Raw genomic sequence first — 20464 nt, 5'->3', positions numbered from 1 at the left:
ACGATTCAGCAAAGCCACTTATTGATGCAAATCAAATACGCCTTCAACTACTCCTTAGTGAGTAGATTACTGATTTGTCAGGATTTTTATAAGTCGTGGAAATAACAGGCTTTTCGTAATCGATGGTTTTGTGTACAAATTAGGGGGCTAATCTTTAATTTCAGCTACTCCTGAATTTCAGCCCGCATTTTAGGGAGAACATGATGTCTACAGCACCGCTTTGGCTTATCCAGAACGTTCGCTTACCGGGTCGGGACGGCTTATGGCAACTGGCGATTGAGAACGGTCGTTTTGGTGAAATTACCCCGACGGGTGAAAAGCAGATTGAGAGCTATGAAGTATTAAATGCCCGCGGTGGGCTGGCTATTCCGCCGTTTATCGAACCGCATATTCATCTCGATACCACCCAGACGGCGGGTGAGCCGAACTGGAACCAGTCCGGCACGCTGTTTGAGGGCATTGAACGCTGGGCAGAGCGCAAGGCACTGCTCAGTCATGAGGATGTCAAAGCCCGGGCCTGGAAAACCCTGAAGTGGCAGATCGCTAACGGCATTCAGTACGTGCGCACCCATGTGGATGTCTCTGACCCGACGCTCACCGCCCTGAAGGCGATGCTGGAGGTGAAGCAGGAGGTGGCCCCCTGGATTGATCTGCAAATTGTCGCATTCCCTCAGGAGGGGATCCTCTCTTATCCCAACGGTGCCGCCCTGCTGGAAGAGGCGTTACGGCTGGGGGCCGACGTGGTGGGGGCTATCCCGCACTTTGAGTTCACCCGAGAATACGGCGTGCAGTCGCTGCATATCGCCTTCGAGCTGGCGAAGAAGTACGACCGCCCGCTGGATATTCACTGCGATGAGATTGACGACGAACAGTCGCGGTTTGTCGAAACGGTGGCGGCGCTGGCTTATGAGGCCGGGATTGGCCCGCGCGTTACTGCCAGCCACACCACCGCGATGCACTCCTATAACGGGGCCTATACCTCGCGGCTGTTTCGCCTGCTGAAGCTCTCCGGGATTAACTTTGTCGCCAATCCGCTGGTGAATATTCATCTGCAGGGGCGCTTTGATGATTATCCAAAGCGGCGCGGCATTACCCGCGTGAAGGAGCTGCTCGACGCGGGCATCAATGTCTGCTTCGGCCATGACGACGTGTTTGATCCCTGGTATCCGCTGGGTACCGGCAATATGCTGCAGGTGCTGCATATGGGGCTGCATGTCTGTCAGATGATGGGGTATCAGCAGATTGATCGCGGGCTTAGCCTGATCACCCATAACAGCGCCAGAACCTTTGGGGTGAGCGATTACGGTATTGAAACGGGGAATCCGGCGAATCTGGTTATTCTGCCCGCGGAAAGCGGCTTTGAGGCGGTGCGCTGTCAGGTGCCGGTGCGCTGGTCGATTCGTCAGGGCAGGGTAATTGCCACCACCCAGCTGGCGCAGACCTGGGTACAAATGGACAGCGGCGGGGAAGAGGTGTGTTTTACTCAAAACAGCCCCTTCGCTGAGCGCAAAGGGGCTTAAGGATTAGTGCGTCGCTGCCGCCGCATTGTGCTGGCGGTGGCGGGTCACGAAGCCCAGCACCAGGCACATCACAAACACCACAGCGTAGAGACCGTTCGCGGTGTGTAACGCCGCCAGCGGGCCGCTGTGCGCCACAATCGGCCCGGTAACCACGAAGGTCAGCATGGTGCCAATGGTGCCGCAGGTCAGCACGAAGTTAACCAGCTTCGGCGAGGCGACTTTGGTCTGCAGGGAGCCCAGGGTGATGATCGAGGTGTAGATGGCGCTGGAGAAGAACCCGAGCGTCAGAATGAACCACGGCATCTGCTCCGGTGAACCATTGATAAACAGGTACATCAGCACGGTGGCGGCGCCTGCCAGTACGGTGAGGATCCGCTGCAGATCGAAGAAGCGCAGGATAAAGCTGAACGCCCACATGCCGAACATGTACGACATCCAGAAATCACTCACCAGCTTACCGGCATCGTTCAGGCTCATCCCCAGACCTTTGGCATACTCCGGAACCCAGGAGATAAAGCCCAGCTGGCCGAGGATATAGCACAGGGCGGCGACAGAGAGAAACAGCACGCCGATACCCCATTTTTCTTTCACTACCGGCTCGCTGGTGGTCTGCGCTTTTTTGCCGAGCACGGGGAAGTCACAGCCGAAGGTGAGAATAAAGATCGCCACGTAGACCAGACCAATGCAGGCGTACACCCAATACCACTCAATGCTGCGCGCCAGCAGCGCGGCGGCCACCATCGGGAAGATCATCCCTGCCATGCTAAAGAAGGAGTCGGTAAACAGCAGACGTGCGCCGCGCTGGCGGCCTTCATACATGTGGGTGATAAGAAATGTCCCGATGGACATGGTGATCCCACTGACCAGACCAAGCACAAACATGGCGGCGGAGAAGAGCGCAATGCTGTGGCTGAGCATCAGGCCCGCCACGGCAAGCACCATCAGCACAAAGCCGAAACGCAGCTGGGTTTTCAGCGGAACGATTTCCATCAGCCAGGCATTGAGGAAAATGGAGATCAGGATCCCGGCGTTAAGAAAGGTGAAGGTGTTACTCATACTGGAAACGGGCAGGTTGAAATAGTCTGCGATATTTCCCATCACCATCCCGGTGACAATTACCAACGCACCGGTGAGGGCGTAGGAGAAGAAGCTGATCCATGTGAGCTTGATACGATTGCTGTTAGTCATGACTGGCCTGTGAATAGAAGTGTAAAGCGCATTGACTGCGCTGCGAGCGGCCAGATTTTAATCTTGAATGTGATCTAATTAAATCTTTTAAGATAAATTAATCATTCATTGCATGAAAAAGAGTGATATTAATCACGTTAATGCCGTTGGCTTTAATTTGCCTGACGGTTACATCTGTTTCAAATAGGTAAAATTAGGTAAATGGCTGGCCTGGATTCATACTGCTCTTTAGAATCAAGCCATTCGCTTTCTTTACTGCGCTTTGTTAAGGAATTCTCATGCTCAAATCAACCCTGGCGGCTGTCGCGGCTGTACTTGCTCTTTCAGCCCTCTCTCCTGCTGCGCTGGCAGCGAAAGGAGACCCGCACGTTCTGTTGACCACCTCTGCCGGTAACATTGAGCTGGAACTGAACAGTCAGAAAGCCCCCATTTCTGTGAAAAACTTCCTCGATTACGTGAACAGCGGTTTCTATAACGGCACCACTTTCCACCGCGTGATCCCAGGCTTCATGCTGCAGGGCGGCGGCTTCAACGAGCAGATGCAGCAGAAGCAACCGAACCCGCCAATCAAGAATGAAGCGGATAACGGCCTGCGCAACGCCCGCGGCACCATCTCAATGGCGCGTACCGCCGATAAAGACAGCGCGACCAGTCAGTTCTTCCTCAACGTGGCGGACAACGCCTTCCTGGACCACGGTCAGCGTGATTTTGGCTACGCGGTATTTGGTAAAGTTGTGAAAGGCATGGATGTGGCCGATAAAATTTCTCAGGTGCAGACGCATGACGTTGGTCCTTACCAGAATGTCCCGACAAAACCGGTAGTTATCCTCTCTGCGAAAGTCCTGCCTTAATCCTTAACGGCGCGGGCTGGCCTTGCCCGCGTTGCCTTTACCTTCCTGCGAAACCGCAGTTTGCTGCTTATACTTGTGGCAACACGGGCACAAGCAGGGAGGTAACAGGTGAAAAAACTCACTGATAAACAAAAATCCCGTCTATGGGAACAACAGCGAAACGCGAATTTCCAGGCCAGTCGCCGTCTTGAAGGGGTCGATAGTCCATTAGTCACGCTCAGCGCCGACGAGGCCCAGCTGCGTCTTGAAGAGCTCAGGAGGCACTATGAGCGATAAATATGGCAACGATCGCGATCCCTATCTGTATCCTGGACTGAATGTCATGCGTAACCGGCTGGGCATCCGCCAGGCGGAGCGTCTTGCTCAGGCGGCGTATGAATTAACCGCCCTGCGAGCGGCTAGTCTGGGCATTGGGCCGCTGCTGCGCGGTCTGCCACATCTGTGCGCCATTCATCACCACATTTATCAGGATATCTTCGACTGGGCGGGTGATATCCGTGAAATGGATATTTACCAGGGGGATACCCGTTTCTGCCACTTCGCCTACATCGAAAAAGAGGGCAATGCCCTGATGCAGGATCTGGAGGAGGAGGGGTATCTCGTCGGGCTGGAGAAAGCGGACTTTATTAACCGCCTTAGCCACTACTATTGCGAAATCAACGTCCTGCATCCGTTCCGCATCGGCAACGGCATTGTTCAGCGCATCTTCTTTGAGCAACTGGCGATCCATGCCGGCTACCAGCTTGACTGGCGCGGTATTGATCCTGAGGCATGGGCACAGGCCAACCAGAGCGGTGCGATGGGGGATCTGAGCGCGTTGAACGCAATCTTCAGTAAAGTGGTAAGCGAAGCCCGGGAAACTGAGTAGAATAGGGCGGCCATTTTTTCAGGAGCCGCCATGATTCTGCTGATTGATAACTACGATTCCTTCACCTGGAACCTGTACCAGTATTTTTGCGAGCTGGGTGCGGAGGTGGTGGTGCGGCGCAACGATATGCTCACTCTTGAGGATATCGCGACGCTCAATCCGCAAAAAATCGTTATCTCTCCAGGGCCCTGTACACCGGATGAGTCCGGTATTTCGCTGGCGGTGATCCAGCGCTATGCCGGGAAAGTGCCGGTGCTGGGGGTCTGCCTCGGACATCAGGCTATCGCCCAGGTCTTTGGTGCCACCATTGTCCGGGCCGCTAAAGTGATGCACGGCAAAACGTCTCCGGTAACGCATAACGGCGCGGGGGTTTTCAGCGGCCTGAATAATCCCCTGACCGTTACTCGCTATCATTCACTGGTCATCGACCCGCCCACCTTACCCGACTGCTTTGAGGTTACCGCCTGGAGCGATACCCGGGAGATCATGGGTATCCGCCATCGTGAATGGGATCTGGAAGGGGTGCAATTCCATCCGGAAAGCATTCTCAGCGAACAGGGCCACCCGCTGCTGGCTAATTTCCTCAATCGTTGATTTTTAGTTGCCATCAAGTGATTTTTTAAGCATATTTCGTGATTATATTTTCACTTCTGCTTTTTGCTTAAAAAAGGGTGGGGTTACATGGCAACTGAACAATCTGCAATTACGCGCGCTACATTCGATGAGGTGATACTGCCAATTTATGCACCGGCTGAGTTTATCCCGGTGAAAGGGAAAGGCAGCCGCGTATGGGATCAACAGGGCAAAGAGTACATTGATTTCGCGGGCGGCATTGCGGTGACGGCGTTAGGTCACTGCCACCCGGCGCTGGTCGAGGCGCTGAAAACCCAGGGTGAAACCCTGTGGCACACCAGCAACGTCTTTACCAATGAACCGGCGCTGCGCCTGGGCCGCAAAATCATCGACGCCACCTTTGCCGAGCGCGTTCTGTTTATGAACTCCGGCACCGAAGCCAACGAAACCGCCTTCAAGCTGGCCCGGTATTACGCTTCCACCCGTCACAGCCCGTTTAAAAGCAAAATCATCGCCTTTCACAACGCGTTCCATGGCCGTTCGCTGTTTACCGTGACCGTGGGCGGTCAGCCAAAATATTCCGACGGCTTTGGCCCAAAACCGGCCGACATTATCCACGTACCCTTCAACGATCTGCATGCGGTAAAAGCGGTGATGGACGATCACACCTGCGCGGTAGTCGTCGAGCCAATCCAGGGCGAAGGGGGCGTGATGGCGGCAACGCCAGAATTCCTGCAGGGACTGCGCGATCTGTGCGACCAGCACCAGGCGCTGCTGGTCTTTGATGAAGTGCAGAGCGGAATGGGGCGCACCGGGGATCTGTTTGCCTATATGCACTACGGCGTGACGCCGGACATCCTGACCAGCGCCAAAGCGCTCGGAGGCGGCTTCCCGGTCAGCGCGGTTCTCACCACGCAGGATATCGCTTCGGCATTCCACGTGGGCTCACACGGCTCCACCTACGGCGGCAACCCGCTGGCGTGTGCGGTAGCAGGAGCCGCGTTTGATATCATCAATACCCCGGACGTGCTGAGCGGCGTCAATACAAAACGCGAGCAGTTTGTAAAACACCTTCAGCAGATCGATGCACAGTACGATGTCTTCAGCGATATTCGCGGCATGGGCCTGTTGATTGGCGCTGAACTGAAGCCGCAATACAGAGGCCGGGCGCGCGATTTCCTCTATGCCGCCGCCAGTGAAGGAACGATGGTGCTTAATGCCGGGCCGGACGTGATGCGCTTTGCGCCGTCGCTGCTGGTGGAAAGCGCGGATATCGACGAAGGGATGACCCGCTTTGCACAGGCGGTGAAGCGGGTGGTTCAGCAGTAGTCTTGTTGCCGGGTGGCGCTGCGCTTGCACGGACCTACGGTTATGTGCGGCCTGTTGCCCTCACCCCAACCCTCTCCCACAGGGCGAGGGAGCAAACATAAAAAACGGTAACCCCTGGTTACCGTTTTGTGTTTAATACGGCGTCCGCTTCAGCCGCCGGATCAACCAGATCCCATGATGCGGGCGCTGGCGCCATGCCACCGAGGAGATGGTGTGCATGGTGTTCAAATGCCCCAGAATGCGTTGCAGATGCTGTTCCAGCGTGCTCATCGGTCCATGCGTCAGGGTCTCTGGCGCTTCCAGAATATTACTGTCCCCACTCTCGCCCGGTGCGTCATACTCCAGTCGCTGCTGGCAGCGCTGAAGGGCGATCTCACACGACTGCAGATAACGCTGCGCCAGATCGGGCGTCAACATCGTATGCTCGCGCGCCAGGGTCGTCATCGCGTTGATATGCTCGACGATAAACTGGCTGTGCGTCACCCATAGCCGCATATCCGCCAGATACGCCGAATTGAAGCCCGGCTCCTGCATCGCCTGGTTGAGGGAGTTAAACAGCGCGTTGTGGGCCTGGTTGACCTTCATGCGCTGCCACGCCAGCGGTGTGGGTTGCGGATCGTCGCTGAGGATCAGGCGGATGGCTTCCTGATCGGCCTCCAGCGCGTCGTGGGCGTTCTGGCGCAGCAGCCCGCTTTGCCATTGCGGCCACAGCCACACCATTCCGCCGAAGGCAATCAGGCAGCCAATAAGGGTGTCGGCCAGTCGGGCGATAATAAACTGCTCGCCGTTCAGCGTGATCAGCTGCAGGGTGTACACGGCGGTCACCGTAAAGCCCACCGTCGCCCAGCCGTAGTTCTTACGGATAAACAGGTAACTCACCAGGGTGATCATCAGCATACCTGCCAGGGTATAGCCTTCTGGTACGTGCAAGTGCAGGGTGACGCCCGCAATAATCAACCCCGCCATCGTACCGGCCGCCCGGTGGAGAATACGCACCCGCGTGGCGCTATAGCCGTTTTGCGTCACCAGCAGCACGGTCATTAAGATCCAGTAAGGTTTTGGCAGATGCAATGCCATCCCCATCAGGCTGGCGATACTCAGCATCACGCTGATGCGTGCCGCATTACGCAGAGCGGAAGATTTCAGCGACAGATAGCTTCTCAGGGCTGGGATCAGCGGCAGGCGTTTCTGCTTGTCCGCCATCAGATCGCGAGGATAGAGCGGACGTTGGGTGCGGAGCACGCGGGCAATACGGCTGAAGTGCCATGCGCAGAACTGGCCCACCGGGTTGTCCGGGTGCTGGCGGGCAATTTTCTCCAGCGCGCCGAGCTGCTTGTCCATACTGAAGCGGGTGGGATAGCGATGGTAGAGAATGTCATCAGCCAGCACACGTAGACGGGCGGCGACGGTCTGCGCGTTCCAGCGGATCACCGCTTCGGCGTGACTGCGCTCGACCAGCTTTTGTACCTCATTCGGGTGGTGCAGGCTGACGGAGATGTGCTCCTGGAGATCCAGTCCCACCTGGAAGGTACGCAGCAGACGTTTGTATTCATGATTTCTGTTCGCCGCCAGCATATGCAGCTGCTGGTAGCAGAGGCCGATCAGATCCACCACTTTCTGCTGGCGAGCCAGCAGCGGCGGCAGCGACTTTTCAGGATCGGTGTGCTGCGTCAGCAGGGTATATTTGGCTTCGCAGTAATCCGCCAGCTGCTGATAAAGCACGCTTAACGATTCCCGCAGCGGCTGCTCGCGCCACATCCAGAACCAGAACCAGTTAAACAGCCCGTACCACAGGGTGCCCAGCGCGTAGATGAGCAGCGGCGCCCAGATCGGCATATTTCCCGCCAGACTCAGGGTAAAGATAGCCGCAATCAGCGAGGCGGGCAGCAGACGAGCATGAAGGGCGCTAATCTCTGCCGTGACGCCTAGCGTCATCGCCAGCACGGTCAGAATGAGAGGCAGCGGAATATCGCGCGCCAGCAGAAGCTGTACCGCCAGGCTACAGCCCGCAAACAGGGAGCCGCCAATAATCAGGCGTTTAAAAAAGCGTTTATGGGGCGTATCGAGACCGGCAATGTTGCAGCAGGCAGGGACGAGAGAAAACAGCAGACCGTACTGCAGATAACCCAGAACTAACCCCACGGCCACAGGGAGACATAACACCAGGGTTTGCCGCAGTGCGTAGTTAACTTCCGGGTGATAAATGAGCCTGCGCCACATGGGTGAGAGAGACAAAAACGGCGTGTCATCCTGCGATGCCACGCCGTCTGAGTGGAATTAACGTGTTCCGTAAACCACGATGGTTTTACCGTGGGCGGAGATCAGGTTCTGATCTTCCAGCATTTTCAGGATACGACCGACTGTCTCACGAGAGCATCCGACGATCTGACCAATTTCCTGACGGGTGATTTTAATTTGCATACCGTCCGGGTGGGTCATGGCGTCTGGCTGCTTCGCCAGGTTCAGCAGGGTCTGAGCAATGCGGCCCGTCACGTCCAGGAAGGCGAGGTTGCCCACTTTCTCGGAGGTCACCTGCAGACGGCGAGCCATCTGCGAAGAGAGACGCATCAGGATATCCGGGTTAACCTGGATCAGCTGGCGGAATTTCTTATAAGAGATCTCAGCCACTTCACACGCGGTTTTTGCACGCACCCAGGCGCTACGCTCCTGACCTTCTTCAAACAGGCCCAGTTCGCCGATAAAGTCTCCCTGATTAAGGTAAGAGAGGATCATCTCTTTGCCTTCTTCATCTTTGATCAGCACTGCCACTGAGCCTTTGACGATGTAATACAACGTTTCCGCTTTTTCACCCTGGTGAATCAGCGTGCTCTTCGATGGGTACTTATGAATATGGCAATGAGACAAGAACCATTCGAGAGTCGGGTCTGTTTGCGGTTTGCCAAGCACCATGCGCTGTTATCCTCTGTTATAAGCTGTCTCCAGAGTCAGGCTGACTACCTTCGCTCTGGGGTTGCAATCGAATTCTTCCCCCTGCCTGGGGATCGGGCTGTCACAATAATTAGCAGCCTGTAATGTGTGATGTCCTCTGCATACATGTGCAACGTCAATGTATTACTGTAGCATCACGATTGTTTTAGCATAGGTTTTGCCGCGTGTCTCCTGGTGTCTCGCTTCAGCTTGATGCAGGTCGACTTCCGTTGCCAGAATTATTACTGACGCGTAATCTGACGGGAAAAATGCAATCCTGGAGTTAATAAAAATGCAAGCACGTGTGAAATGGGTCGAAGGGTTAACGTTCCTCGGTGAGTCCGCCTCGGGCCACCAGATTCTGATGGATGGCAACTCCGGCGACAAAGCGCCAAGCCCGATGGAAGTGGTGCTGATGGCGGCGGGCGGATGCAGCGCTATCGACGTGGTATCGATTCTGCAAAAAGGGCGTCACGATGTGACCGACTGTGAAGTGAAGCTGACGTCAGAACGCCGGGAAGAAGCGCCGCGCCTGTTCACCCATATCAATCTGCATTTCGTTGTCACCGGCAAGGCATTAAAAGACGCTGCGGTCTCCCGCGCGGTGGACCTCTCCGCCGAGAAGTACTGCTCCGTGGCGCTGATGCTGGAAAAAGCGGTCAACATTACCCATTCGTATGAGGTGATCGAGGCGTAAGGTTGTAAGGCCTCGTGCGGTCTGATGTCCTCTCCCACTGGGAGAGGGAGAAAATCGTAGGCCCGGTGAACGTCGCGCCACCGGGCGATAAAGCCTCAGGCGATCTTCTTGCCTTCCATTATCCGTTGCACCAGCGGCGTCATGATCAACTCCATCGCCAGCCCCATTTTCCCACCCGGGACCACCAGCGTATTCATGTGTGAAATAAACGAGCCCTGCAGCATCGCCAGCAGCCAGGGGTAATCGATCTCGTCCAGATTGCGGAAATGGATTACCACAAAGCTCTCGTCCAGTGACGGAATGGCTTTTGCAGCAAACGGATTGGAGGTGTCCACGGTCGGGACGCGCTGGAAGTTAATATGGGTGCGGGAAAACTGCGGCGTCAGGAAGTTAATGTAATCCTCCATCGAGCGAACCACCGAATCCATCACCGCTTCACGGGAATGGCCGCGCTCGCTGGTATCCCGCGTCAGCTTCTGGATCCACTCCAGGTTGACGATAGGCACGACCCCCACCAGCAGATCGACATGGCGCGCCACGTCATGGTGCGGCGTAACGACCCCACCGTGCAGACCTTCATAAAACAGCACGTCGGTGGGTTCAGGCAGCGGCTGCCAGGGCGTAAAGGTACCCGGTACCTGGTTCCACGGCACCGCTTCGTCATAGGTATGCAGGTATTTGCGCGACTGGCCCGTACCGCTTCGCCCGTACTCTGCGAAGGTCTGCTCCAGCAGGCCAAAGTCGTTCGCTTCAGGACCAAAGTAGCTGATATGTTTGCCTAAATCGCGCGCTTTGCGGATTGCCATATCCATTTCAGGGCGGGTGTAGCGGTGAAAGCTGTCGCCTTCGACCTCCGCGGCACGCAGATGAAGCTGCGAGAAGATCTTACGAAAGGCGAGGCTGGTGGTCGTGGTACCTGCACCACTCGACCCTGTAACGGCAATAACCGGATGTCTGGCGGACATAGCAACTCCCTGAGTGGAAAGAGTGTGCGATCAGTCGCGAAACTGACCACGGGGCATGATATTCACCGTCTCGTGCAATTCTGACCACACCAGAACGGCTTCACCGCTTTTAAGCTGCTGTTTAACATCGGCGACTTTCATTTCAAGCGTGCGTTCATGTTCACCATAATCTGTGCCCTCACGCAATACAAAGCTTTCAATCAGATTATCCAGCGTTTCGGGAGCCAGATCCTGCCAGGGAATGATCATGTTTATTTTTCCAGATAGGGGGTCAGCCAGTCCGGGATACGTGTCTCCAGCCACATCTGCGGCCGACGCAGCGTGCCGCCGATAAAGCCCACGTGCCCGCCATGTTCGGTCAGTTGGTACTGCACGTTTGCCGGTAAATGTTCCGGCGCCGGAATTGAGTGATGATCCATAAAGGGATCGTCTTTCGCGTGAATGATCAGCGTAGGCCGGGTGATTTGATTCAGCAACGGCATGGCGCTGCACTGACGATAGTAGTCAATAGCATCGGCAAAGCCGTGAATTTTCGCGGTGATCAAATCGTCAAATTCGCGAATGCGTCGCATGCGCTTGAGCTGCTCCAGGTTTACCGGCAGCGAGCCCGGATAGGCTTTCAGTTTACGTGAGGCGTTGCCTTTCAACAGGTTAAGTAAGTAGTGCTGATATACGCGGGAAAAGCCCTTATCCATATGATAGCTGCACTGCTCCAGCATGAACGGGGCTGAAACGATGACAGCGGCATCCAGCGGAATATTGTCCCCCTCTTTCGCCAGCAAACAGGCCAGCATGTTTCCTCCCAGCGAATAGCCCACCGCAGCTGTGGGGGCCGGACCGTGGGTCTCTGCCAGCCAGCGCAGGAACCAGGTTGCGTCTTCTGTTTCGCCGGAGTGATAGATGCGTTTCTGGCGATTGGGTTCGCCGCTGCATCCTCTGAAGTGCATGACTACGCCCAGCCAGCCGCGGGCTTTCGCCGCCTCAATCAGGCCATGAGCATAGGGGCTATGCAGACTACCCTCCAGCCCGTGAAATACCACCAGCCGGGGTTTATGCTGCGCATGAAGCGGATCTTCACTCCAGGCCAAATCCACGAAGTCATCATCCGGCAGGTCAAGGCGCTGCCAGACGGGGGTAAAGCGCACTTTACGACGGATGAGACGCGGCAGCATGGTCTGCAGATGACGATTCGACACGCCCCGCATAGGGACAAAGGTCGCGCGCTCGTCGGGCGTAAAGTTAAATTCAGATGGGATTGTCTGCGTCATAACGATGTGATGTTAATTCTTCTCAATCGTTCACTATACCTTCCGAATCGGTTCCTGTTTATAAAAATTCCCCGATCTGATTTATCTCCCATTGAATATTTTTTGTGCACATAGCCTGCTGTTTAACAGCGAGAAATGATCCCGATCACAATTCTTCACCTTCATTATTACTCTCAAGCTAACGAATCTGTTCCAGGCTTAATTGATGACTTTATCACCAGGGCGCACACTTAACTCAGCGTTAAGCAAATCTAAAGATGTGCTGAATCAGGAGGTTAACAATGTTATCAGGGCAAACGCCAGCCCGGAACTGGAATACGCGTCGTACTGAAAAAGCGCGCCGCCTGGCTTCCGTCCCGGTGCAGGGCAAGGTACTGCCAACAGGCGACCTTGTCGCCATGCTGGAAAAACTGATCGCCCCAGGCGACAAAGTCGTACTGGAAGGAAATAACCAGAAACAGGCAGACTTTCTTTCACGAACGCTCGCCGAAGTGAATCCGCAAATCGTTCACGATCTGCATATGATTATGCCGAGCGTGGGTCGTAGCGAACACCTGGATATTTTTGAGAAGGGCATCGCCCGCAAACTCGACTTCTCTTTCTCGGGTACCCAAAGTCTGCGTATTTCGCAGCTGCTGGAAGACGGGCAGCTGGAGATTGGTGCCATCCACACTTACATCGAACTCTATTCCCGCCTCTATGTCGATCTGTCACCGAACGTGGCGCTGATTGCCGGTTTTAAAGCTGACCGTAAAGGTAACCTCTATACCGGCGCCAGTACCGAGGATACCCCGGCGCTGGTAGAAGCCGCCGCCTTCCACGACGGCATCGTCATCGCGCAGGTGAACGAGCTGGTGGACGACGAGTGCGACCTGCCGCGCGTGGATATCCCCGGCTCCTGGATTGATTTCGTGGTGGTGGCCGACAAGCCGTTCTTCATCGAACCGCTGTTCACCCGCGATCCACGGCTGATCAAACAGGAACACATCCTGATGGCGATGATGGCCATCAAAGGCATCTATGCGGAACACCAGGTGCAGTCCCTGAACCACGGGATTGGCTTTAACACCGCGGCGATTGAACTGCTGCTGCCAACCTACGGCGAACAGCTCGGCCTGAAAGGCAAAATCTGTAAACACTGGACGCTGAACCCACATCCTACGCTGATCCCCGCCATTGAGAGCGGCTGGGTAGAGAGCGTGCACTGCTTCGGCGGTGAGCTGGGGATGGAAGAGTACATTCGTGCCCGTCCGGACGTGTTCTTTACCGGTGCCGACGGCTCCATGCGCTCTAACCGCGCCTTCTGCCAGCTGGCAGGCCAGTACGCGGTGGATATGTTTATCGGCTCCACGCTGCAGGTGGATGGCTATGCCAACTCCTCAACCGTAACCCGCGGTCGCCTTTCTGGCTTCGGCGGCGCGCCTAACATGGGCCACGACCCGCACGGCCGTCGCCATGCCACGCCGGCCTGGCTGAACATGATCACTGAGCCCGATCCAATGCAGCGCGGTAAAAAGCTGGTAGTGCAGATGGTCGAAACCTTCCAGGCGGGCGTGAAGCCAACCTTCGTGGAAAAACTCGATGCTGTCGATGTGGCGAAAGCCTCCGGTATGCCGCTGGCGCCGGTGATGATTTACGGCGATGACGTCACCCACGTGCTGACGGAAGAGGGGATTGCTTACCTCTACCGCGCGAAAGATCTGGAGGAGCGTCGCGCCATGGTCGCTGCCGTCGCGGGGATCACCGATATTGGTCTGGGTGTGGACGCGAAACGCGTCGCCGAACTGCGCCAGAGCGGCAAAGTACTCTATCCGGAAGACATGGGCATTCGCCGCACCGACGCGACGCGTTCTCTGCTGGCGGCGGGCAGTGTGTCTGATCTCGTTGAGTGGTCCGGCGGCCTGTACAACCCACCTGCGAAATTCCGGAGCTGGTAATGAAACTTCTGCCCCGGATCCAGGTTGAAGGCGGTGCCGAATGGCTGGCGCGAACCGCCACGCAGTGTCTGATTGACGAAGCGCGACTTAGCCCGAAACCCGGTCTGGTGGACAGTCGGGGGAACGGCGCGCACCACGATTTATCTCTTGCATTGATGGAGCGCTCGGCGCACAGCCTGACCCCCACGTTTCAGGCGCTGGCACTGCAAAGCTGGCAGCGTCCAGCCGATATCGCGCTACGGCAGACCGTGGGTCGGCTGGGGCGCGAAGGCGAGCAGCAGATGATGGCCGCCACCGGCGGGGTGAATACCCACCGCGGTGCCATCTGGGCGCTGGGATTGTTAGTCAGCGCCGTAGCGATGCTCGGCGGCAGTGCGAAAGCGCAGACGGTCGCCGACACCGCCGCGCAGCTGGCGAAACTGCCGGATGATGCCGCACCGAAAGTATTCAGTAAAGGGCTGCGCGCCACCCACCGTTATCGGGTGCCGGGTGCGCGGGAAGAGGCGCAGCAGGCGTTTCCGCACATTATGCAGCGGGCGTTGCCGCAGCTTCGCCTGAGCCGGCTTAACGGCGGTACCGAAGCTCACGCCCGGCTTGATGCGCTAATGGCGATCATGACCTCGTTAACCGATACCTGCGTGCTCTCCCGTGCCGGTATGGAGGGGCTGGATGCCATGCAGAGCGGCGCCCGGGCGGTATTAGCCGCTGGCGGCACCGCGCATCCTGAGGGGCAGCGCATCTTAGCCCTGTTAGACAAACAAATGCTCTTGCTCAATGCCTCTCCGGGCGGCGCGGCCGACCTGCTGGCCGCCACGCTGTTCCTTGACCGCACCGAGACGCCTTATTTAGCGAATTAAGAGGATGTTATGGAAAGAATCACATTAACTCTGCCCGCCAGCCGTAACCTGAACGGCAAAGCGCTGGCAGGCGTTGTTGGCTCTGGCGATATGGAGGTGTTATTTACCGCCGACCAGGGCCAGACGCTGGCTATTGAAATTACCACCTCCGTTGATAACAGCCGTAGCCGTTGGGATGCGCTGTTCAACCGGCTCCAGACCGTCAGCAGCCTGCCGGCTGGCAAACTGACCATCCACGACTTTGGCGCAACGCCGGGCGTGGCGCGCATTCGTATCGAACAGGTCTTTGAGGGGGTGAGCCATGCGTGATGACAGCAGCTTTATCGAATTGAAAGCGCGCCAGCGTGCGCAGGCACTGCTCGACGAGGGTAGCTACCGCGAACTGCTGGATCCGTTTGAAGGGATTATCTCTCCGTGGCTGGGGCCGCAGGGCATTGTGCCGCAGGCCGATGACGGCATGGTGGTGGCGAAAGGCACCATCAACGGAAAACCTGCCGTGGTGGTGGCGATAGAAGGGGCATTCCAGGGCGGCAGCATGGGCGAAGTCTCAGGTGCCAAAATGGCGGCTGCGCTGGAGCTGGCGGCGGAAGATAACCGTAACGGCATTCCAACCCAGGCGGTATTGAGCCTTGAAACCGGTGGCGTACGTTTGCAGGAGGCTAACCTTGGCCTGGCGGCCATTGCCGATATCCACGCGGCGATTGTCGATCTGCGCCGCTATACCCCGGTTATCGGCATTGTCGCCGGTACCGTCGGCTGTTTCGGCGGGATGTCTATTGCGGCAGCCCTGTGCAGCTACCTCATCGTTACCCGTGAAGCGCGTCTTGGGCTCAACGGCCCACAGGTTATCGAGCAGGAGGCGGGCATTGAAGAGTATGACTCCCGCGACCGTCCGTTTATCTGGAGCATGACCGGGGGCGAAATTCGCTATGAAAGTGGGCTGGTGGATGCGCTGGTGGGCGACGGCGTGAAGGCGGTGAAAGCGGCGATGAACGACGCGATTGCGAAAGGCGTGCCGGCAAAACACCGCACCGATAACTACGACTGGTATCTCGAACGCCTGACCCACTTCGACACCCGTAAACAGGCGGATACCGAACAGATTCACGCACTCTTTGCCCGGGAGGTGAAATGATGAGTACTTCAATTAGCCGTGGTGAGCTCTGGCTGGAAACCCTCGCGCCGAATGCCAGACGTCTGGAAGGGCTCTGCCCGTCGGTTCAGGCGGCAGACGGTGAACTGAATGGCGAAGCGGTGCGCTTTGTCGCGGTGGTGCCGGATGCAAACAACCACTATCCGCGTGCGGCGAAAGGCGAGGTCGGTCTGCTGGAGGGCTGGACCCTGGCCAAAGTGGTGAGTGAAACCGTGGCGGCCGATGCTGACAAACCGGTTAAACGTCCGATTGTGGCGGTGATCGACGTGCCAAGCCAGGCCTATGGTCGCCGTGAAGAGGGGTTTGGTATTCACCAGGCGCTGGCTGGCGCTGCTGCGGCCTATGCTAACGCGCGTCTGGCGGGCCATCCGGTGATTGGCCTTATCGTCGGGAAAGCGATGTCCGGGGCGTTTCTGGCCCACGGCTATCAGGCCAACCGGCTGATCGCCTTCAATGACAAAGGCGTACTGATCCATGCGATGGGCAAAGAGTCTGCCGCGCGCATCACGCTGCGTACCGTGGAGGCACTGGAAAAACTGGCGGCAACTATCCCGCCAATGGCGTATGACATCAGTAACTACGCCACGCTGGGGCTGCTGGAAAACCTGCTGGATATCAGCAATCCGGACGCACCTTCTTCTCTCGATCTGGCGCTGGTGAAAACCACATTACAACAGGCCATTGATGACGCTCGCCGGGAGCCGACGCTGAAAAGCCGTCTGGGTGCCGACAATCGCCATAGCTCTGCTCTCGTACGCGAACGTATGCGAGCCAGCTGGTAATACCCAAAAAATAAAAGACCTGCCAGATGCACGCCCCGTGGGCGCACCCGTTGCGCCCACGTGGGAACCTGCATCCTGAAAATAATAACCATCGCGTCAGTGCTTAAACTTCTTTTTTTACAGGTGATTTATGACTTATGTGATTGTTCATGCCCTTGCCCCCATTTTTGTCATCATGCTGCTCGGCTTCTGGGCCGGTAAAGCCAAAATGGTGGACAACAAAAATGTGTCTCTGCTTAATATCTTCGTGATGGATTTTGCGCTGCCCGCCGCGCTGTTCAGCGCCACGGTGCAAACCTCCTGGGCAGGTATCATTGCCCAGTCGCCGCTGATCCTGGTCCTGACCCTGGCGATGTGGATTACCTATGCGGCAATCTACTTCCTCGCCACCAAAGTCTTTAAAAAGTCCCCGCAGGATGCCGCCGTGCTGACCCTGACCGTGGCGCTGCCGAACTATGCGGCGCTGGGGCTGCCGATCCTGGGCAGCGTGTTGGGTGAAAGCTCTGCGACTTCGCTCTCCGTGGCGGTCTCCATCGCCTGCGGCTCCGTGCTGATGACGCCGTTCTGCCTGCTGATTCTGGAACGTGAAAAAGCGCGTGCCGAGGGCAATAACTCAGGCTCAACGCTCTCCATGCTGCCGGTGCTGATGTGGCGTTCCATTAAGAAACCCATCGTGATGGGCCCGCTGCTGGGTGTCATTCTCTCTGCCATCGGTATCAAAATGCCGGAACTGGTACTGGCGGCGATTAAACCTCTTGGCCTGGCCGCAACCGCCGCAGCACTGTTCCTGACCGGCGTGATCCTGTCGGCCCGTAAGCTGCAGATTAATACCATGGTGATTAGCGCGACCATCGCCAAGCTGCTGATTCAGCCAGCCATTGCGTGGGGTATCGTTTTACTCTTTGGTCTGCACGGTTCCGTGGCGATCACCGCTATCCTGATGATTGCCCTGTCCGCCGGTTTCTTCGGCGTGGTGTTTGGTAACCGCTTTGGCGTGCAGTCTCCGGATGCGGAAGCGGTGCTGCTGTTAAGCTCCGTCCTGTGTATCCTGTCGCTGCCGCTGTTTATCTCGCTGACTTCAGGAATGTAATCATGACCACAACATTACGCCCGCACGACTTAATCTGGCTTACCAACCGGGATGCGCTGGAGGATATCCAGGATCCCTGGGTGGATGCGGCCTGGCACACCGGGCTGCCGGTGGTGGTGCGGCGTGATGTTGATAATAACGGGCGTATTCCGGTAGGGGTACGTGGTCTCAGGCGCGATCAGCGCGCGGCGGGCTGGGTTAATCCCGCGCATATTGCCCGGGTTGTCTCCCCCGAAAGCCTGAGCGCGGAAGCGAGTCTGCTGCGTTCGCCATTTATCACTCAGCCACCGGTTCAGGTGGCGGTACAGCTTTCCCGTATGTCCTGGCCCTGGACGTGGGGTATTACCGGCAGCACAGGTTATGCGCTGGCAACCGGCATTGCGGTGATCCACGCCGACAGCGATCTTGATTTGCTGATCCGCGCCCCGCAGCCGCTTTCGCGCGATGTTTTACTTACCTGGCAATCGCAGTTTGAAGGCGCACTCTGCCGGGCCGATACCCAGGTCGAGACGCCGCTGGGCGGCTTTGCGCTCAACGAATGGCTGCGTGATGGAAAAACGTTGCTGAAAACCGACCGGGGGCCGCGCCTGACGGCAAATCCCTGGGCATGGGAGGAACAATGAAGATCCTGTTTACCTTTCCGGGGCAGGGGACGCAGCATCCGGGTATGCTGCAAAACCTGCCGGGAACCGAGCTTGCGCAGGCGCGTGAAGTGCTGGGCGCCACCGAAGTGGACGCACTGGACTCCCCGGCTGCGCTACAACACACCCGCGCGGTGCAGCTTGCGCTGTTGATAGCGGGGGTCGCTTGGGCGCGTGAACTGGCGCGCCGGGGCGTGGCGCCGGATATCGTCAGCGGCCTCTCTATCGGCGCCTATCCTGCGGCGGTGCTCGCCGGGGCGCTCGAGTTTTCTGATGCCCTGAAACTGGTGGCGCTGCGTGGCGATCTGATGGAGCAGGCTTATCCGCAGGGCTACGGCCTGACGGCCATTATGGGGTTAACCCTTGCGCAGGTAGAAACCTTGATGGAAGGCACCGGCACCTACGTTGCCAACCTGAATGCAGAGACGCAGATTGTGATCGCCGGCGCCGATGACGCCATGGCGGAAGTGGCGGCGCGCGCGCTGGCGAAAGGGGCCAATAAAGCCCGTCGTCTGGCGGTAAGTGTTCCGTCGCACTGTGCGCTGCTGGCTGAACCGGCACACAAACTTGCTGGAGCGTTCAGCCGGGTTACGCTCTCCCGCCCACGCTGCGCATACTTGAGCGGCAGCACCGGGCGCGTGCTCTGGCAGCCAGAGAAAATTGCCGACGATCTGGCCATGAACATGGCCCGGACGGTGCGCTGGCAGGAGGCGGTGATTGCCGCAAACGAACGTGAAGCACGGCTGGCGATAGAGATGCCTCCCGGTGGCGTGCTCACCTGCCTGACGCGTCAGGCGGCCTGGGAAGGGGAATCAGTCTCTCTGGAACGAAGCGGCATTGACGTCGCGGTACATCTTGCACGGCGTCTTAAGGCGTAGCGTTCTGCTCAAGGCGGCGGGCGTACATGCGGCCTTCCGCCGCCAGCGCCCGCAGGCCTGGATCCTGCTCGCGGTTGCGGGCAAAGACGATGGCAATCAACTGCTGCATTTGATAGGGCTCGGCCAGCTTTAACAGCTGCACCGAGTTTTCGTACACTTTTTTCATCCTGCCCGGCATCAGCGTAAAGCCGACCCCCGCCTGTACCAGACTCAGCATTGAAAAAATATCGTTGACCCGGGTGACGATCTCCGGCTCGAAACCGGCGATATGAAACGCCTCCTGAAACCCGGCATAAGTGGCAAAGCCTTCCGCCAGGGCGACAAATTTCTGATCTTTATAGTCGCGTAAATCTGCCAGCGCCTGGGTATTGAGCCGCGCTGATGCGGGGGCGGCCAGAAAAATATCATCGTGGAACAGGGGCAGCACTTCGAGGTTGTTACGGTCAATTTCACTTTCAGAAATTGAGATGAGAATGGCATCCAGCGAGCCTTCATCCAGCATATGCAGCAGGGTCTCGTTCGATCCCATCGTGAGATCCATCTCCAGATCCGGGCGGCGCAGCTTCATGCCCATGATTAACTGCGGCACCGTCTCGAGTGTCAGGGAGTAAAGTGTTCCCACCCGCAGGCGGCCCTGACCCACACCCGCCGTTTTACGCGCCTCTTCCAGCCCGCGTTCCATAACCTGCATCACCTCCTGGCAATACTCAAGCAGCGTCCAGGCGGCGGGCAGGGCGATAAGGTTACGACCTTTGTGCGTGAACAGCGGGCAGCGGACGTTATCTTCCAGCGTGTGCAGGGCACGATGCACGCTGACCCCGCTGAGGTTCAGCACCTCAGCGGCCCGGGCGATGTTACCCGTCTCCATAAATGTCATGAAGATGCTAAGTTTGCGAAAGGTTATTTCGCTGGTCAGGTCAGGTATCATGGCCCCTCCAC

22 protein-coding genes are annotated in these 20464 nt (G+C 57.3%); 15 read left to right on the top strand and 7 right to left on the bottom strand.

Annotated features, from left to right (window positions below; translation table 11 throughout):
* Window positions 1-203: 203 nt before the first annotated feature.
* Complete coding sequence (locus MXM41_RS20185) at window positions 204-1520, top strand: cytosine deaminase (RefSeq protein WP_325933968.1); 1317 nt, start codon at window positions 204-206, stop codon at window positions 1518-1520.
* Between the two features lie 3 nt (window positions 1521-1523).
* Here the strand turns inward: MXM41_RS20185 and tsgA are convergent, their stop codons facing one another.
* On the bottom strand, window positions 1524-2708 hold the full coding sequence (tsgA, locus tag MXM41_RS20180; protein WP_325933967.1) for an MFS transporter TsgA: 1185 nt from the start codon (window positions 2706-2708) through the stop codon (window positions 1524-1526).
* A 278-nt stretch (window positions 2709-2986) separates the two neighbouring features.
* Here tsgA and ppiA point away from each other — a divergent pair, with 278 nt between their 5' ends.
* From ppiA to argD, 5 genes are all read left to right on the top strand, one after another.
* Window positions 2987-3559 carry a peptidylprolyl isomerase A gene (gene ppiA / locus MXM41_RS20175; protein ID WP_325933966.1) on the top strand — a complete coding sequence of 191 codons (573 nt, stop codon included), beginning with the start codon at window positions 2987-2989 and terminating at the stop codon, window positions 3557-3559.
* Window positions 3560-3667: 108 nt separating this feature from the next.
* The gene (locus MXM41_RS20170) at window positions 3668-3835 is read left to right on the top strand and encodes a YhfG family protein (protein WP_325933965.1); all 168 of its coding nucleotides are present in this window, start codon (window positions 3668-3670) and stop codon (window positions 3833-3835) included.
* Window positions 3825-4427, top strand: coding sequence for a putative adenosine monophosphate-protein transferase Fic (locus MXM41_RS20165; RefSeq protein WP_325933963.1), 603 nt, complete (start codon window positions 3825-3827; stop codon window positions 4425-4427). The genes MXM41_RS20170 and MXM41_RS20165 overlap by 11 nt, the downstream gene beginning before the upstream one ends.
* Before the next feature lie 30 nt (window positions 4428-4457).
* Window positions 4458-5021 (top strand): aminodeoxychorismate synthase component 2, encoded by a 564-nt coding sequence (gene pabA, locus MXM41_RS20160; protein ID WP_325933961.1) that lies wholly within the window; start codon window positions 4458-4460, stop codon window positions 5019-5021.
* A gap of 87 nt (window positions 5022-5108) precedes the next feature.
* Window positions 5109-6329: a bifunctional acetylornithine/succinyldiaminopimelate transaminase gene (gene argD / locus MXM41_RS20155; protein ID WP_325933959.1), complete on the top strand. Its 1221-nt coding sequence runs from the start codon at window positions 5109-5111 to the stop codon at window positions 6327-6329.
* Between the two features lie 132 nt (window positions 6330-6461).
* Here the strand turns inward: argD and MXM41_RS20150 are convergent, their stop codons facing one another.
* Window positions 6462-8549 (bottom strand): YccS/YhfK family putative transporter, encoded by a 2088-nt coding sequence (locus tag MXM41_RS20150; protein ID WP_325934137.1) that lies wholly within the window; start codon window positions 8547-8549, stop codon window positions 6462-6464.
* 57 nt (window positions 8550-8606) lie between these two features.
* Entirely contained in the window at window positions 8607-9239 is a 633-nt protein-coding gene (gene crp / locus MXM41_RS20145) for a cAMP-activated global transcriptional regulator CRP (RefSeq protein WP_000242758.1), read from the bottom strand.
* A 310-nt stretch (window positions 9240-9549) separates the two neighbouring features.
* On the opposite strand from crp, the gene MXM41_RS20140 reads away from it, so the two are divergent.
* Window positions 9550-9954 carry an OsmC family protein gene (locus tag MXM41_RS20140; RefSeq protein ID WP_142487354.1) on the top strand — a complete coding sequence of 135 codons (405 nt, stop codon included), beginning with the start codon at window positions 9550-9552 and terminating at the stop codon, window positions 9952-9954.
* A 95-nt stretch (window positions 9955-10049) separates the two neighbouring features.
* Here the strand turns inward: MXM41_RS20140 and MXM41_RS20135 are convergent, their stop codons facing one another.
* The 3 genes from MXM41_RS20135 to MXM41_RS20125 are packed head-to-tail and all read right to left on the bottom strand — an operon-like array spanning window position 10050 to window position 12187.
* Window positions 10050-10919, bottom strand: coding sequence for a phosphoribulokinase (locus MXM41_RS20135; RefSeq protein ID WP_325933955.1), 870 nt, complete (start codon window positions 10917-10919; stop codon window positions 10050-10052).
* Between the two features lie 30 nt (window positions 10920-10949).
* Window positions 10950-11168, bottom strand: coding sequence for a YheU family protein (locus tag MXM41_RS20130; RefSeq protein WP_039031541.1), 219 nt, complete (start codon window positions 11166-11168; stop codon window positions 10950-10952).
* A gap of 2 nt (window positions 11169-11170) precedes the next feature.
* Window positions 11171-12187 carry a hydrolase gene (locus tag MXM41_RS20125; RefSeq protein ID WP_325933952.1) on the bottom strand — a complete coding sequence of 339 codons (1017 nt, stop codon included), beginning with the start codon at window positions 12185-12187 and terminating at the stop codon, window positions 11171-11173.
* 281 nt (window positions 12188-12468) lie between these two features.
* Here MXM41_RS20125 and mdcA point away from each other — a divergent pair, with 281 nt between their 5' ends.
* The 8 genes from mdcA to mdcH all read left to right on the top strand — a co-directional run bounded on the left by mdcA (window position 12469) and on the right by mdcH (window position 19525).
* Entirely contained in the window at window positions 12469-14124 is a 1656-nt protein-coding gene (gene mdcA, locus MXM41_RS20120) for a malonate decarboxylase subunit alpha (protein ID WP_325933950.1), read from the top strand.
* Window positions 14124-14981, top strand: a complete 858-nt coding sequence (locus tag MXM41_RS20115) for a triphosphoribosyl-dephospho-CoA synthase (protein WP_325933949.1) — start codon at window positions 14124-14126, stop codon at window positions 14979-14981. The genes mdcA and MXM41_RS20115 overlap by 1 nt, the downstream gene beginning before the upstream one ends.
* A 9-nt stretch (window positions 14982-14990) precedes the next feature.
* Window positions 14991-15290, top strand: a complete 300-nt coding sequence (gene mdcC, locus MXM41_RS20110; protein ID WP_325933948.1) for a malonate decarboxylase acyl carrier protein — start codon at window positions 14991-14993, stop codon at window positions 15288-15290.
* A complete protein-coding gene (locus tag MXM41_RS20105; protein ID WP_325933947.1) occupies window positions 15283-16116 on the top strand; it encodes a biotin-independent malonate decarboxylase subunit beta in 834 nt (277 codons plus the stop codon). Before mdcC ends, MXM41_RS20105 begins: the two co-directional genes overlap by 8 nt.
* On the top strand, window positions 16116-16916 hold the full coding sequence (mdcE, locus tag MXM41_RS20100; RefSeq protein WP_325933946.1) for a biotin-independent malonate decarboxylase subunit gamma: 801 nt from the start codon (window positions 16116-16118) through the stop codon (window positions 16914-16916). The genes MXM41_RS20105 and mdcE overlap by 1 nt, the downstream gene beginning before the upstream one ends.
* Window positions 16917-17046: 130 nt before the next feature.
* Window positions 17047-18006 (top strand): AEC family transporter, encoded by a 960-nt coding sequence (locus MXM41_RS20095; RefSeq protein WP_325933944.1) that lies wholly within the window; start codon window positions 17047-17049, stop codon window positions 18004-18006.
* Window positions 18007-18008: 2 nt separating this feature from the next.
* Window positions 18009-18629: a malonate decarboxylase holo-ACP synthase gene (locus MXM41_RS20090; RefSeq protein WP_325933943.1), complete on the top strand. Its 621-nt coding sequence runs from the start codon at window positions 18009-18011 to the stop codon at window positions 18627-18629.
* Window positions 18626-19525: a malonate decarboxylase subunit epsilon gene (gene mdcH, locus MXM41_RS20085; RefSeq protein ID WP_325933941.1), complete on the top strand. Its 900-nt coding sequence runs from the start codon at window positions 18626-18628 to the stop codon at window positions 19523-19525. Before MXM41_RS20090 ends, mdcH begins: the two co-directional genes overlap by 4 nt.
* Here mdcH and MXM41_RS20080 read toward each other — a convergent pair.
* On the bottom strand, window positions 19515-20453 hold the full coding sequence (locus tag MXM41_RS20080; RefSeq protein WP_325933940.1) for a LysR family transcriptional regulator: 939 nt from the start codon (window positions 20451-20453) through the stop codon (window positions 19515-19517). The two genes, mdcH and MXM41_RS20080, sit on opposite strands and share 11 nt — an antisense overlap.
* Between the last annotated feature and the right edge of the window lie 11 nt (window positions 20454-20464).

This window comes from Leclercia adecarboxylata (assembly GCF_035787115.1).
Lineage (GTDB): Bacteria > Pseudomonadota > Gammaproteobacteria > Enterobacterales > Enterobacteriaceae > Enterobacter > Enterobacter adecarboxylatus_E.
The sequence above is the reverse complement of the archived record's forward strand: the minus strand, read 5'-3'. Positions and strand labels throughout refer to the sequence as shown.

Bases quoted from the DNA above. Each gene is read 5' to 3' on its own strand.
- MXM41_RS20185 (WP_325933968.1), top strand. From the start codon at position 204: ATGTCTACAGCACCGCTTTGGCTTATCCAGAACGTTCGCTTACCGGGT.
- tsgA (WP_325933967.1), bottom strand. From the start codon at position 2,708: ATGACTAACAGCAATCGTATCAAGCTCACATGGATCAGCTTCTTCTCC.
- ppiA (WP_325933966.1), top strand. From the start codon at position 2,987: ATGCTCAAATCAACCCTGGCGGCTGTCGCGGCTGTACTTGCTCTTTCA.
- MXM41_RS20165 (WP_325933963.1), top strand. From the start codon at position 3,825: ATGAGCGATAAATATGGCAACGATCGCGATCCCTATCTGTATCCTGGA.
- pabA (WP_325933961.1), top strand. From the start codon at position 4,458: ATGATTCTGCTGATTGATAACTACGATTCCTTCACCTGGAACCTGTAC.
- argD (WP_325933959.1), top strand. From the start codon at position 5,109: ATGGCAACTGAACAATCTGCAATTACGCGCGCTACATTCGATGAGGTG.
- MXM41_RS20150 (WP_325934137.1), bottom strand. From the start codon at position 8,549: ATGTGGCGCAGGCTCATTTATCACCCGGAAGTTAACTACGCACTGCGG.
- crp (WP_000242758.1), bottom strand. From the start codon at position 9,239: ATGGTGCTTGGCAAACCGCAAACAGACCCGACTCTCGAATGGTTCTTG.
- MXM41_RS20140 (WP_142487354.1), top strand. From the start codon at position 9,550: ATGCAAGCACGTGTGAAATGGGTCGAAGGGTTAACGTTCCTCGGTGAG.
- MXM41_RS20135 (WP_325933955.1), bottom strand. From the start codon at position 10,919: ATGTCCGCCAGACATCCGGTTATTGCCGTTACAGGGTCGAGTGGTGCA.
- MXM41_RS20130 (WP_039031541.1), bottom strand. From the start codon at position 11,168: ATGATCATTCCCTGGCAGGATCTGGCTCCCGAAACGCTGGATAATCTG.
- MXM41_RS20125 (WP_325933952.1), bottom strand. From the start codon at position 12,187: ATGACGCAGACAATCCCATCTGAATTTAACTTTACGCCCGACGAGCGC.
- mdcA (WP_325933950.1), top strand. From the start codon at position 12,469: ATGTTATCAGGGCAAACGCCAGCCCGGAACTGGAATACGCGTCGTACT.
- MXM41_RS20115 (WP_325933949.1), top strand. From the start codon at position 14,124: ATGAAACTTCTGCCCCGGATCCAGGTTGAAGGCGGTGCCGAATGGCTG.
- mdcC (WP_325933948.1), top strand. From the start codon at position 14,991: ATGGAAAGAATCACATTAACTCTGCCCGCCAGCCGTAACCTGAACGGC.
- MXM41_RS20105 (WP_325933947.1), top strand. From the start codon at position 15,283: ATGCGTGATGACAGCAGCTTTATCGAATTGAAAGCGCGCCAGCGTGCG.
- mdcE (WP_325933946.1), top strand. From the start codon at position 16,116: ATGAGTACTTCAATTAGCCGTGGTGAGCTCTGGCTGGAAACCCTCGCG.
- MXM41_RS20095 (WP_325933944.1), top strand. From the start codon at position 17,047: ATGACTTATGTGATTGTTCATGCCCTTGCCCCCATTTTTGTCATCATG.
- MXM41_RS20090 (WP_325933943.1), top strand. From the start codon at position 18,009: ATGACCACAACATTACGCCCGCACGACTTAATCTGGCTTACCAACCGG.
- mdcH (WP_325933941.1), top strand. From the start codon at position 18,626: ATGAAGATCCTGTTTACCTTTCCGGGGCAGGGGACGCAGCATCCGGGT.
- MXM41_RS20080 (WP_325933940.1), bottom strand. From the start codon at position 20,453: ATGATACCTGACCTGACCAGCGAAATAACCTTTCGCAAACTTAGCATC.